7 protein-coding genes and 1 other RNA gene are annotated in these 14,360 nt (G+C 29.9%); 3 read left to right on the top strand and 5 right to left on the bottom strand.

Annotated features, from left to right (window positions below; all coding sequences use genetic code 11):
* Nucleotides 1-494 precede the first annotated feature (494 nt).
* The 3 genes from rlmB (at nt 495) to ffs (ending at nt 6,087) form a co-directional block, all read left to right on the top strand.
* Nucleotides 495-1,271, top strand: a complete 777-nt coding sequence (gene rlmB, locus KTT71_RS02810) for a 23S rRNA (guanosine(2251)-2'-O)-methyltransferase RlmB (protein ID WP_216782763.1) — start codon at nt 495-497, stop codon at nt 1,269-1,271.
* 3,270 nt (nt 1,272-4,541) lie between these two features.
* Entirely contained in the window at nt 4,542-5,183 is a 642-nt protein-coding gene (udk, locus tag KTT71_RS02805; protein ID WP_216782341.1) for a uridine kinase, read from the top strand.
* Nucleotides 5,184-5,990: 807 nt separating this feature from the next.
* Nucleotides 5,991-6,087, top strand: an RNA gene (gene ffs / locus KTT71_RS02800) — signal recognition particle sRNA small type.
* Between the two features lie 811 nt (nt 6,088-6,898).
* Here ffs and rpsI read toward each other — a convergent pair.
* The 5 genes from rpsI to glnS form a co-directional block, all read right to left on the bottom strand.
* Complete coding sequence (gene rpsI, locus KTT71_RS02795; protein ID WP_216782340.1) at nt 6,899-7,291, bottom strand: 30S ribosomal protein S9; 393 nt, start codon at nt 7,289-7,291, stop codon at nt 6,899-6,901.
* A 15-nt stretch (nt 7,292-7,306) separates the two neighbouring features.
* The gene (gene rplM, locus KTT71_RS02790; RefSeq protein ID WP_216782339.1) at nt 7,307-7,735 is read right to left on the bottom strand and encodes a 50S ribosomal protein L13; all 429 of its coding nucleotides are present in this window, start codon (nt 7,733-7,735) and stop codon (nt 7,307-7,309) included.
* Nucleotides 7,736-8,875: 1,140 nt separating this feature from the next.
* Nucleotides 8,876-9,538 (bottom strand): ribonuclease T, encoded by a 663-nt coding sequence (gene rnt, locus KTT71_RS02785; protein WP_216782338.1) that lies wholly within the window; start codon nt 9,536-9,538, stop codon nt 8,876-8,878.
* A gap of 944 nt (nt 9,539-10,482) precedes the next feature.
* Nucleotides 10,483-11,436, bottom strand: coding sequence for a transaldolase (tal, locus tag KTT71_RS02780; protein WP_216782337.1), 954 nt, complete (start codon nt 11,434-11,436; stop codon nt 10,483-10,485).
* Nucleotides 11,437-12,593: 1,157 nt separating this feature from the next.
* Nucleotides 12,594-14,255 (bottom strand): glutamine--tRNA ligase, encoded by a 1,662-nt coding sequence (gene glnS, locus KTT71_RS02775; protein ID WP_216782336.1) that lies wholly within the window; start codon nt 14,253-14,255, stop codon nt 12,594-12,596.
* Nucleotides 14,256-14,360 lie beyond the last annotated feature (105 nt).

Raw genomic sequence — 14,360 nt, 5'->3', positions numbered from 1 at the left:
GATGCTTATCCTTAATATTAATATAGTTATGCTCAATAATATTGAATTATATATTTCATAACAAAATATAATTTAAGTATCTTTTGTTTATTGAGCGAACTTTTTATTTCTAATATATTTAGTATTAGTTAGATATTCGTAATATCCATATTTAGAGTAATATTTTATCATTTCTCATGGATAAGTATATAAGGTAGTCGGGAAAGCATAAATAGTATTGTGATTTATTAGGTACTTTTTTGAATAAAAGTATTCTTAGATATCTGATAATTATCTAATATACAATCTTTAGATCGGAATAGCTTTATTAATTCTAGCAATTAGCACAATTCATCTATTTTTTCTTTAAAAAATAAAAAAATTTTATAAAATCATTAGAAGCAATGATATGATTTTAGTGAGAAATAGGATAAATTTATGTCTACCTAAAATCTAATACTTATATATTTTATAAGAAATTGATATAGGTAGTTAATATTATAGTATGACAAATGATGAATCAAATTATCTACGGTATTCACTCTATTCAAACCTTACTTACATGCGAACCGCATCGTTTTCTTGAGGTTTTTGTAATGCATGGTCATAAAGATCGTAATCTTATGCTGCTAATCGCAAAACTTGAGAAAATAGGTATTGTTGTTCAGTTAGCTCATCGTCGTTGGTTGAATAAAGAAGCGGCAAGTGGGGTGCATCAGGGGATTATCGCACGTGTTCTTCAAGGTAGAGAGTATCAGGAAAAAAATTTGCCCTCTTTGCTTAAACAGTCGAAGAATCCTCCATTACTCCTGATTCTGGACGGAGTAACCGACCCGCATAATCTCGGAGCATGTTTGCGTAGCGCTGATGCTGCCGCTGTCGATATGGTTATTATTCCCAAAGATAGGTCTGCACAATTGAATGCAACAGCCAAAAAAATAGCTTGTGGTGCCGCGGAAACTGTTCCATTAATTCCCGTAACCAACTTAGCACGCACTATGCGTTATTTGCAGGATCATAAAGTCTGGATCTTTGGAACTGTTATTGAAGCTAATAAAAGCTTATACCAAATTAACATCACTAGCCAAATTGCGCTGGCATTAGTAATGGGTTCTGAGGGTAATGGTTTGCGTCGTTTAACTCGCGCTCATTGTGATGAGTTGATTAGAATTCCAATGGCTGGTAGCCTTGCTTCTCTAAACGTTTCTGTTGCAACAGGTATATGCTTGTTTGAATTAGTCCGTCAGCGTAGCCAGTTTTCCTGTAAGGATTTAACTATTAATGTAGAGTAGTTTCTAGTATCTTATGTGTTTTTTACAAAAAAAGCCTCATACAAATAAGGATAAAATCTTAGTAAAAGCACTGAAGAGCACGATATTACTATTGCAATCTGCTCTGAAAATAAAATTCTCTCAAATATTATGTATGTACTAGTGAGATATATAAAATTATAAATATATACTAAGGATCTTCTGTTAGACAGATGATTTATCTGTAAGGAGACATAGTCTCCTGTATTACCATAAGAAAGATTTAAAATATGTTGCTTGAGTTTTGCTATTATAGTAGCCATACTAGGCTATACTCTATATATTAGTATCATCCTTAAAGTTTAAACATAACTATTAAGAGGAAATATATATTCTGTTTATTTAGAATGACTTTAGTAATAATATTAGCTTTTTGTATTTATTTTATAGTATATTCTTGTGTATTAAGTCGCTCCTATTTGCAACCATGTAAAATATTTTAAATAAACCAAACAAGTAAAGTCGTGCAGTCTATTTCTAGATAAGTGAGATCATCATGGAATGATGAGTCATTGAAATTACTCTTTAAATATAACAATATTTTTTTAAACAAGGGTGTTAAAATCATACTTTCTGAAAATTTTTTGCTGCATTTGCGCTAGTATAACTTAGTATGAAGTATGCAATAATATATCATTGAGGATCTGTTTTATGTTTACACACTAGATGCATTATAAAAGAATTATTAATATGATGTTTTATGATTCAGGAAATCAGAAAAGATCACATAAAGGAGAAAACAGATATCTTTATAGTTAATAAAGATATGTTAATTGATTAAATACTTATTAGCTAATGCATTAAGCTCTTATATTAATCATCTTAAATGCATATTTAAACAATCATTTTGTATAACTCTTGTGGATATTATCCTATGGTTTGCATCGTATAGAACACAAGAGGAGAGTAATAGCTGTCTTTTTACTTGATCAGACAAAGCATTATTTCCTTTTCTAACTGAACATGATTCCTGCTAGTAATAATAATTGTGTGAATATTTATTGCTTCCACCTTACATATATTAAGTCTCGAAGACTACCTTCGCTGCAATTTACCAAAGTAAACATCAGCTGTTTGTGATATTTAATTTTTTTATTCGGTTAGTACCATAATAAATTAAGTATATATTTTAATTAAAAATCAGTTAAGCTACCATGCTCTTGTATAATTAATAAAACATTTCATAAACATTTGAATATTAACTTATAAAGTTAGTTACTGTAGGATTTATTTTATATGATATAAGATAATTTCTACTAATATATTTTTTTGCTAAGATATAAAGATGATCTTATCAGTTGAAGACTTTTATTATACAGTTCACCATGATCAATTCCTCCTGGACGGGGATTTATCCCTTAATAAATATACATTTAAAAAGAAGCATAATTAAATACTCTTCTAATTTAAGATATAGATCAATTGCTGCTGATTTTAATAAACTCTAGAACTTTTTGATTTGCTAATAACGTAACAATCTTGTTAAGATTATTCCTTTTAAAGGATTAATATTAATTTTATTAGCGCAGAGTATATTTTACCTGGATCTGATATTCTATCATATTTAAAGTACTAAATTTTAAGATTATTATTTATTTAATACTAGGTATCTATATTCTATGTAGAGACCATAGAACTAATTATTATTACTTGAATGAGTTCTTTAAGAAATACATTCCTTATATCAAAGTAAGCACAGATCAGAAAGATAAGATACTGTAGCGAGTATAGATTATGCTTATAATATTTAGTTTTAATATGTTAGTCAGCTACATACATAACATAATAGATTAGTATTACTCATCGCATTTCATTTTTTATAGATTATTATAATTTTTAGATTAAAATATTAGTCATTTCCTGTATTTTATACTTAACATCTTACTACTGTAACAGTATTGATTTTATGTAAAATCTTTTGAGAGCAGCGCCGAAACCGTTATCTATAAATATCATTCAGTTAATATATTGCAAAGCCAATATAATTTTTAAAAGAATCATATGAAATATAACGATTATCTATGTCTGATACTTGCTAAGCTATTCCTTAATATTTATTAAAGAAAGAAATTCACATGCTTTTTTATAAAATATATAGCTCCTTTTTTATCCCATTATAGAATACACTCTAGTAATTCATGGTGATTATAAGCTTAACATATTTTTAAAAATACACTTTTGAATCAATTAAATAACTTTACTTTCTCTGTCAGGTCAACATCTTTCTGTATTATTAAAGTTTTTATTAGTTTATGAATAATATCAGTTACGATATTATGGTATTAAGCAGTTTTCTTTAATCCTGAGTAACTTTAGATTATCGATATTAGATATTATGAAAAACTTCTGTATATATTAGGATTCCAAAAGATTAGTATTAATGTTACTGTAACAGTAAGATCATATTAATTGGATAATCTCTTAGATATAATTGATGATTAATGTATGAGGAGATATGCATTTCCAAAATACTTATAGGAGATCTTCCAGATAACTCCTATCAGATATTTTGCAATATGTCTGTATGTGATAATTAACATCAATGTCAAGAATCAGGAACTGCAGATTATCTGCATACTATATAAAATCCTATTAAGTTTATTAACTAAATTATTCATAACCTTCTTAAGGTCAATTCCTATTGACTTATAAAATATAGAAAACATATTTTTATTTTTAGTTGTTTTTACAGAGATATTGATATTTTCTCTCGTAATTTCAAATAACCAGAGAAATCCATAGATTTTCTAATCATATTTTATATTACCATGCAAATAAATATCTATCATATTAATGTATAGGTGATAATCTTTTAAAAAGATCAGACTACTCCAATTCTCTTTAGTTATATGATATCTACCAAGATATATAAATGTTCTTTGAATCTATATTGATAGATAATTATAGAATACTTATTTACTAGTTTTTAGGAATAGTTAGTGAACTTAGGGAGATAACACGTCTTAGTATCTAATTATTTGGGATAACAAAGACACCTGGTAAAGCGCTATTATGAGAAATTTTACTAATCCTATCTTAATCTTATCTAGAATAAGAGATCATATCGTTTATCCCATCTATTCTTATGTAATAAATCTTCTCTGGTTTTTTATTGAAAAAAGATTATTATAATTTATAGAATAATGTATGAATTTTATTCACCTCTTCAATGATACATTATAATAGGCAGGCAGTAAATAATGATCTCTTTACTAAGCCTCCCGTTAGATATTTAACAATAGGTCTTTATATATGACTAATAATTCCTATAATTGCGTTATTATTGGGATCACAGGAGCATCTGCTTCAGGTAAGAGTTTGATCGCAAATACACTCTATCTTGAGTTATCCGAGAAAGTAGGTGAAGAAAACATCGGTGTGATCCCAGAAGATTGTTATTATAAAGATCAGACTGAGCTTACAATGCAAGCCCGTATTAGAACTAATTATGACCATCCAAATGCGATGGACCATAGTTTACTACTTCAGCATTTACAAAGACTTAAAGTGGGTCAATCCGTGGAGCTTCCACAATATAGTTATGTGGAACATACGCGTAAGCAAGGTACTATTCATATAGAGCCTAAAAAAGTTATCATTTTGGAAGGAATTTTATTGTTAACAGATGCTCGTTTGCGTAATGAACTCAATTTTTCTATTTTTGTTGACACACCGTTAGATATTTGCTTGATGCGCCGTATTAGACGTGATGTAAAAGAGCGCGGTCGTTCAATGGATTCAGTTATGGATCAATATCAGAGAACAGTTCGCCCTATGTTCTTGCAGTTCATTGAACCTTCTAAACAATATGTAGATATTATAGTGCCACGTGGCGGTAAGAACCGTATTGCTATAGACATCCTTAAGGCAAAAATTAGTGAGTTTTTCAAATAAGATAATTAAAAGACATTAAACAGTATTTTGGCTCTTTGTGTCTATTAGCACTGTTTGAATGATAGAATATGATATATTTTATTGCATAATCAGTTCTAAGATTTTATATTATTGAAGTATATGATATTCCTGTATTATAGACATATTGGTATTTTAAGAAAATCATCTCTTTTATGTTTTTCGTATTTTTTTGTTTGTATAATATTTCTAGCAGAAATATTATACAAGTTCTTTCTGGAGGCATAGATCAATCAAGATGACTTCATGCTTTTTCATACTCTTTTTAAAATAAAATAACTCACGGAATATAGTTTACTTCTGCATAGTACTATATTCCTGAATTATTTTATATTTTATCTAAATTTTTATATTTCCTTAATAAAGATAAAAAATTGTATAATTTCCTGAATACATTATAATATCTTCAGTGAAGCACATTAAGTTATTTTTGTCGTATAATTTATGCAGAAAAAGTAATTTGATATTTTAAGTCTTTTCAAATAAAAATAACTCAATATTAATAATAGCTCAACAAGAAATATAAATATATTTCATATAAAATAAAGATATTAAGAATATTTATATAGATGTTTATATAGTAGATAATGTGATTTAAGAAGGATTGCTCTCTAAATAACAGCATAATTTTATGCATTAATTCTTTATTAATTACTTTATCAGCAAATAAAGTCTTGTTCATATTAAGCTCAGTGAGCCAGTTGAATATAAAATAATAATTGTAATGTAGTATATTCTATGATACTATGTGATTATGTCTAGTTAGAAAAAATCTAACAACGAAGGTTCTGTTAGTTTCCCTGCAACTCTAAATTGTGAACTCGGTCAGATCTGGAAAGAAGCAGCCGTAGCAAGATAAGTGGGTGCTGGTTTTAAGCTAGCAGTTCCTTCACCTCTCACTCAAATATTTATTTAGATTATCTAATAATATATCATCCATTTATTCAGACATATGTAAATAGAATGTAGATCTTTTAAATTAGTCTTTAGGACTATAGAATCCCTTAAAGGGATTATTATGATTTTATTGGATTTATTTTAGGTTTTCTGCGTAACAATCATTATAAATGATGATTGACATAGATAAGAAATTGATTAAATAAACCCCCTATTATAGTAAATAATATTTTGTACTTTCTATTTCTTAAAAGAGAAATATCTGCAGATCCTGCAAATTAGGTCTTTTATGTAAGTGGAATCACCTAAAATTAGTGTAGTAGGTGCCTTGATAAGGATAAAGAAATTAAATGATCCTACTCATTTTTATGTAGAATAATAATTCCTGGCTGAGGATATCAATATAAGGATTACAGCCTAGTTATCTATGCAATAGATTATATAATTGATTAAATCAGGCTAGTACACTACGTTAGTTAATATCATTAACTTATCATAAATAATGTACATAACTATATTTTACAGAAAATAAGTATATTGTAAGGTACTAATTATATTTATTTCATTATATAAATATTTAGAGATAAATAATTTATCTATTAAATTTGTTACTGACCTTAAAATGATAATATCTTATTATCTCCCCTGTACAGAATGAGAACACTTATTAGTGCATTTTTAATAATGTCGCAATAGCTTACCGAAATATTTTGTGCAATTTTATTAGCATGGATTCTTTTTGCATGCCTACCGGCAAGCTGTAAATTACAATATTACTTGTCGCTTGCAATATATATTGATTAACGTTTAGAGAACTGAGGACGACGACGTGCTTTACGCAGTCCTACTTTTTTACGTTCAACCTGACGAGCATCACGGGTAACGAACCCAGCTGTACGCAATGTACCTTGCAGGAGTGCATCGTATTTAATTAGAGCACGCGTAATTCCGTGACGTATTGCACCAGCTTGACCAGATATACCGCCACCCTTAACTGTAATGTAAAGGTCGAAATTATCAACCATTTTTACAAGTTCTAGAGGTTGACGTACTACCATATGAGCAGTTTTACGACCAAAATACTGCTCCAAGTTGCGCTGATTAATTAAAATATCACCACTACCTTTCTTAATAAAAACTCGAGCAGCAGATCTTTTTCGCCGTCCAGTGCCGTAATATTTCTCTTCAGACATTGCTTTCTATTCCAATTAAATGTCAAGAATTTGTGGTTTCTGTGCCGTATGTTTATGTAGGTTTCCTGCATAAACTTTTAATTTACGGTACATAGCACCACCTAATGATCCCTTAGGTAACATACCTCTAACCGCAGTTTCAAGTACACGCTCAGGGTGGCGACTAATCATTTCTTCAAATGTGACCTGTTTGAGGCCACCGATGTATCCGCTGTAATGGTAATATATCTTGTCAGAACGCTTATTTCCTGTAATAGCAACTTTTTCTGCATTTATAACTATTATATAATCACCGGTATCTACATGTGGAGTATACTCCGGCTTGTGCTTGCCACGGAGGAGAGAAGCGATTGAAGTAGCCAAACGTCCTAATTTTTTTCCTGTAGCATCAACTACATACCATGTACGATTGATTGTTTCTGACTTAGCTGTAAAAGTTTTCATGAAAACTTACCCGATTCAAATCACAGAAATGGGATATTAACTGAATGTTTACCGGTTTAAAAGTAAATGCATTAAAAATAGCATAATCATAGTTCAATAAAGAAATAATTTTGTAATAATTAATGTTTTCAGGTTTTATTTGAAATAAAATTTAATCATGCGTTGTGCATAGTATAAAGAATAAGGATCTAAAGATAAAATCTTTTTAATGTTTTTGATTAAGTTAATTATATTATAAAAAAGATTTTGAACTTCTTTCTAATTAATATTATTAGCTTAAGCTATTTTATGAGTGTTTTTCTTTTTATTATGTTTAGATCAAATCACTGTACGTATGTTAGATTTATAAGAAATTGTTTGCTGAGTAACTTAGCTAGTTTACTCTATCAATCTATATCTTTATATAGATATTTTTGATTTTGGCTTATTCATCTTCTTGTTGATTAATTCAAGGTTATTTGTCTTTATTTGTTTCTTAAGTCATGCTTTTTGCATTACATTAATTTGAATTAGATATGTATTTTCAATAAATAACTACAGAAAACAGTAATTAATAATTAACACACTACTTATTTTTGATACGAACTAATCTTATTTATCTTGACTCCGCGCAGTATTTTTATAGATATAACTGTCTAAGTCTTAATAAATCATTATATAGGTCTCGCTTCCTTCTTTGAGATACATTGTACACCATACTCAATCTTTGTCTATGGACTTATTAAGAAAATGAGTGATATTATCGCATAAATTTTAAGTTATAGTTTATACTCTTGATCTTAATCTATAAACCATAGATTGAAATACTTCTCCTAATCTTATAGGCAGAAGATAACTACAGTGGTAATATAACTACAATATAATAAACAGATAATAGTAGCTTTAAGAAGGCATATTTATCGGCAATGTACTAGTTCATTATGAATAAGTCAGTCTATTCTGGATCTTAGCTCTATAGTTTTAGATGTTAGTTTTATTTATTCATTCATATGTTATTCTTGTCCTTTCATTATATAATAAGTTAATTTGAATTATTCTCAACAAAACTGTTAACACAGAAAATAATTATTTATATATAAGTGAATTAAATAATATTAGAGAGATAATCTAGATTAGAAGATTGTTTCAAAATTAAAGATATTAATAATGATTTTGTGCTGTATTATTTTTTATAGGCAGTGGCCATCCTCCCATGCGTTTCCAGCGGTTTACTAGTTCGCAGAATAGTGTTGCGGTTTGTTCGGTATCATAAAGAGCTGAATGTGCCTGTGCAATATCGAAAGGTATATTAGCTGCAGAGCAAGCTTTAGCGAGTACAGTTTGACCGAAAACCAATCCACTTAACGCCGCGGTATCGAAGGTAGCGAAAGGATGAAAAGGGTTGCGTTTTAATCCAACACGTTCAGCCGCTGCCATCAAAAATGAATGATCAAAATGAGCGTTGTGTGCTACTATAATTGCACGATTACAATCATGCTCCCGTATCCCTTTGTGGACTACTTTAAAAATTGCGTGTAGCGCTTTGTCTTCGCTTACTGCGCCTCGTAGCGGATTTTCTGGGTCAATGCCATTAAATGCCAGAGCCTCAGGTATCATGACTGATCCAAGAAAAGGTTCAATATGAAAATGTAGTTTCTCGTCTGTTTCTAACCATCCATCGTGAGTCATGCGCAATGTGATTAATGCAATTTCAAGCAGCGCGTTTTTATTAGCATTAAATCCTGCAGTTTCTATATCAATAACAATAGGATAGAATCCGCGAAATCTCTTATTTAGTTTATTTATATTGCTGGTCTCAGCCATTGTTAATTTTCTGCTTTATAAAATGCGATATTAATGATGTCAACTTTTGAAGGTTGCAAGCAGCAAAAGAAATATTATCTTATTTTGTAATATATACAAATACAGATCAATATACTAGCTCTATTTTGTTTCGAAAGTTTTGATCCCAAACTTTGCTAAAGTATATAGTTAATTTTTATGCTAAAAATGATATTTTAAATGATACTTTGTAAGTATTATACAAGGATTATTAATATTAAATAAAATATAATAGAATATCTCTATTATATTAAAATTTTTACTTGCTTTCCTGGGCAATGTGATTTACTAAATAATGTTTATTTTTCTATCCTAAAATACTATTTTTTATATATAGTGTTGAATTACTACTAGCGCACTACGATTATTTTATAGTATTTTGATGTTAGCAATACGTATTCTGTGCGTGATTAATATGAATTTATAAACATTTATATAACATAAAAGATTGCAATATATTGTATTGAACCATCAATACAATATATATTAATTGCATTAGACTAGTGCATTAACAGATTGATATTATTGCTTATTTAATTATAGTATGATCCTTAGATCTTATGGGGTTTAGAGAATGAATAGTTCCAGTACCGACAAAATACAAGGTATGAGAGAGCCCTGTATTTTGAAAAGAAAGATGAATAGTTTATAGGTATACTAGAAATATCATGATTCTTTTTGTAATACATTAATTATTAGTAATTCAGAAGATGCTTGTAAGGCAATATAGCTAATACTTCGGTATGCAGTATATTTTGATCTTATGTAGATGTCAGTAGTAGCAATTATATCATTTTATATTTATCTAAATTAATCCATAATTTAATAACTAAACTGTATCTAGGTAAGATATACATAAGTCATAATGACAAAAGTAATTTTTAGATCTAAAAATCACACGCACTTCTAAATGCCTAAATAATGAATCACAACAACTGAGAGATCATATCTTCTAGCTTGATTTGATCTATAGCAAATTTACGTATACCTTCAGATAGTTTTTCAACTGCCATTGGATCCTGATTGTGGTTCCAGTAAAATTCAGTTTCATTCATGCGTGCTGGACGCTGCTTGATTTCATCGTTATAACGTAGCTTAAGTTCAACTTCACCATTAGCCTCAGAAAGCTCTTTGAGCAAGGCTGGAGCGATAGTTAGTCGGTCACAACCAGCTAGTTCTATAATTTGATTGATATTACGGAAGCTTGCTCCCATAATAATAGTATTATATCCATATTGTTTATAGTATTTGTATATCTGGCTTACAGATATGATTCCTGGATCTTTATTTGGTGCGTATTCCTGTTTATTAGCTCTTGCTTGGTGCCAGTCTAAGATACGGCCAACAAATGGAGAAATTAGGTATACGCCTGCTTCTGAACAAGCTCGGGCTTGTGCAAACGAGAATAATAGCGTTAGATTGCAATGTATTCCTGCTTTTTCTAAGTATTCCGCTGCACGAATACTTTGCCAGGTAGAAGCGAGTTTGATTAAAATACGATCGTTACTAATATTAGCATCGTTGTACATTCTAACTATACGTTTAGCTTTGACTATGCTAGCTTCGGTATCATAGGATAGACGAGCGTCAACTTCGGTAGAAATCCGGCCCGGAATCAATTTTAGAATTTCTAAGCCTATATTTACTGCTAGTTTATCTGATGCATCTATAATTTGCTGAGTTTTATATTTGCTTTGACTGCGCGCCCAATCTATAGCTTTATAAATTAGTTTATTATATTCGTCAGTTTGTGCTGCATTAAGAATTAAAGAAGGATTGGTAGTTGCATCTTCTGGTTGATATAACTTAATTGCATTGATATCACTAGTATCAGCCACAATTGTAGTCAGTTGTCGTAAGGATGTTAGTTTATCGGTCATGTTAGGGTTTCCATTATTATTTAGCAAACCATTGCAAAATTAATTATGGTTTGCTCTTAAATTATTAAACTATGATACTGATAACCTGAAGGAATAATGCCATTACGCATAAATTATTGGCGGTTTATTATCTAGCTATATCACATCATAAAAGATCTTATCTTTTGTGTATCATTATATAGGTAAGAAATTAAATGTTATTGTATGATTATATAGTAATAATAGATTTTCTGTATTGCAACTTATATCTTTTATGAATTTTGAAGTTTGGCATAATTGAGTTTCATATTAATTATTTCCTAATTATTTTATTCTATTACTCCTTGAGGATATTTTATCCTGCTGTATAGGATTACTATTAGTTTTTATACTCATATAAAGCATTTTGAATTTTTTAACTATACTTATACAAGTAGTTGCTGTAATCATACATTTTTGCTGATTGCATATTGTTGTTCACGCATCTTTCTGTGAGATAGAATATAAATATTAGTTTAAAGAATAAATATTCACATTTTCATGTAAGCTTACATATCACCTACTTTAAAAATCTTTTAAAAGGGGTTATAGAAAATTAGATATCAGCTATCAAATATAGTTTATCATAAAAGAATGAATTAGTTACAAGATGAAAGTACTTATAAAATTATCTGTATTTATTAATTTTTTCACGTAATTACCAATAGCAATAGTATTTGAAATTTTCTGTATAGAGGATTTACTTCTATATATCGTTTTTTGATCTTATCAAAAGCAGCCCCTGCGTAAAATGGTAATAAATTTGTTTGTCATTAAAAACATGCCATCTCTAAAGATTAAGTTTGCTAACCTGTTGTGAATATCAGTCCCCTCCTCTTAAGATCATAACTGTTAAAATTATTTATATAAAAAGTGATATATGTCTATGGATTACCAGTTGCCTGATCGATTCTGCTTTGTTTTTATGTCTCATTTCTTTATCTTAAAAATTAATAGCAATATTAATTTTTAAGATATGATCTGTAAATTTAAAAAACACTGCATTAATTACTATTAATGTTTATGTTCTTGTAAAAAACCAATACTTTATGTAAAGTAGGAAATAGTTTAAATTATATTAATATCATTTTATTCTTTAAATAACTTTAATATAAGTATGTCAGATAAATCTATGATAGTTATGCTAAGATTTTAGTCCGGATATCACGCAGACGCACAGTGCGGTTAAACACTAGATGTTCTGGTCTGGATTTACGGTAATCTGCACAAAAATAACCTTCACGCTCAAACTGATATGTAGTATTATAAGTTGCTTTCCTCAGGCTGTATTCTACAAAACCTTTCCTTATAATCAAAGAGTTAGAATTAATGACAGATAGTAAGTTTTCTGCTGCATCTGGGTTAGCAGTACTGAACAAGTGATCATATAAATGAAATTCAGCAGGTATTGCATAACTTACAGAAACCCAGTGAATAACTCCTTTCACTTTGTTAGAAGGATTTTTTTTTAATGTATCGTGGTTATAGGTGCAGTAAATAGTAGTAATATTGCCGTACTCATCTTTATCAACATGTTCTGCTTTGATCACATAGGCACTGCGCAAGCGCACTTCTTGACCCAGCACTAAACGCTTATAGTTTTTGTTGGATTCTTCGCGAAAATCTGATTTATCTATATAAATATTTTTAGTAAATGGTACATCACGATAACCCATTTCTGGCTTATTTGGATGATTTGGTACGTTTATTATCTCTATTGTGTCCGAGGGCATATTCTGAATGACTACTGTTACAGGATTTAAGACTGCCATTGCACGTGGTGCAATTGTATTCAAATCTTCACGAACACTAGATTCTAGAAGAGCCATTTCTATATTATTATCTTGCTTAGTAACTCCTATGCGGCGGCAGAATTCACGGATAGATGCCGGAGTGTAACCACGACGTCTCAGGCCAGCAATTGTTGGCATACGTGGATCATCCCAACCCTCTACTATATTTTTTGTAATAAGTATTTTTAATTTGCGCTTTGACATGATCGTATATTCAAGATTTAGACGAGAAAACTCATATTGACGTGGATGTGCTGTGATACTGATATTATTTAGCACCCAGTCATACAAGCGACGATTTTCTTGGAATTCCATAGTACATAATGAGTGTGTTATACCTTCAAGTGCATCGGAAATACAATGGGTAAAATCGTACATAGGGTAAATGCACCATTTAGTACCCGTATTGTGGTGTTCTGCAAGTTTAATGCGATAGAGAACGGGATCCCGCATAACTATTGATGGAGAATACATATCTATTTTGGCTCGAAGGCATGATCTGCCTTCAGCAAACTTGCCGTTACGCATTTTTTCAAAAAGTGCTAAATTATCTTTAATGCTTCGGTTGCGATATGGGCTATTTTTGCCCGGTGAAGTAAGGCTACCACGGTATTTGCGGATCTGTTCAGGTGTTAGGTCATCAACATATGCAAGACCCTTTAATATAAGTTCTATAGCGTACTGGTATAGTTGATCAAAGTAGTCTGAAGAATAACGTACTGGACCGTTCCACTGGAATCCTAGCCACTGTATATCACGTTTAATTGACTGAATGTATTCAATATTTTCTTTCAGAGGGTTTGTATCATCAAAGCGTAGGTTACATTGACCCTGATATCTTTTAGCAATACCAAAATTCAGACAGATAGATTTAGCGTGACCAATATGCAGGTAACCATTAGGTTCTGGTGGAAAACGTGTATGAATTTCATGATGTTTGCCAAATTCTAGATCTTGATTAATAATTTGGTAGATAAAGTTATTTGTGCGTAATTTACTGGTACTCATTTTTTTTCCTGCATTATATCTATGTTCACACTATATTAGTTAGTATTAACTATCTACTGCTGTTTTCTTTTTACATGTCTGATATTAAATAACAGATGCTCTATT

The sequence above is a fragment of the Candidatus Profftia tarda genome (assembly GCF_904848675.1).
Classification (GTDB): Bacteria; Pseudomonadota; Gammaproteobacteria; order Enterobacterales; family Enterobacteriaceae; genus Profftia; species Profftia tarda.
This window is presented reverse-complemented; position numbering and strand designations above follow the sequence as displayed.

Coding starts and splice junctions, on each gene's coding strand:
- tal (WP_216782337.1), bottom strand. CDS start 11,436: ATGACCGATAAACTAACATCCTTACGACAACTGACTACAATTGTGGCT.
- rlmB (WP_216782763.1), top strand. CDS start 495: ATGAATCAAATTATCTACGGTATTCACTCTATTCAAACCTTACTTACA.
- rpsI (WP_216782340.1), bottom strand. CDS start 7,291: ATGTCTGAAGAGAAATATTACGGCACTGGACGGCGAAAAAGATCTGCT.
- rplM (WP_216782339.1), bottom strand. CDS start 7,735: ATGAAAACTTTTACAGCTAAGTCAGAAACAATCAATCGTACATGGTAT.
- glnS (WP_216782336.1), bottom strand. CDS start 14,255: ATGAGTACCAGTAAATTACGCACAAATAACTTTATCTACCAAATTATT.
- udk (WP_216782341.1), top strand. CDS start 4,542: ATGACTAATAATTCCTATAATTGCGTTATTATTGGGATCACAGGAGCA.
- rnt (WP_216782338.1), bottom strand. CDS start 9,538: ATGGCTGAGACCAGCAATATAAATAAACTAAATAAGAGATTTCGCGGA.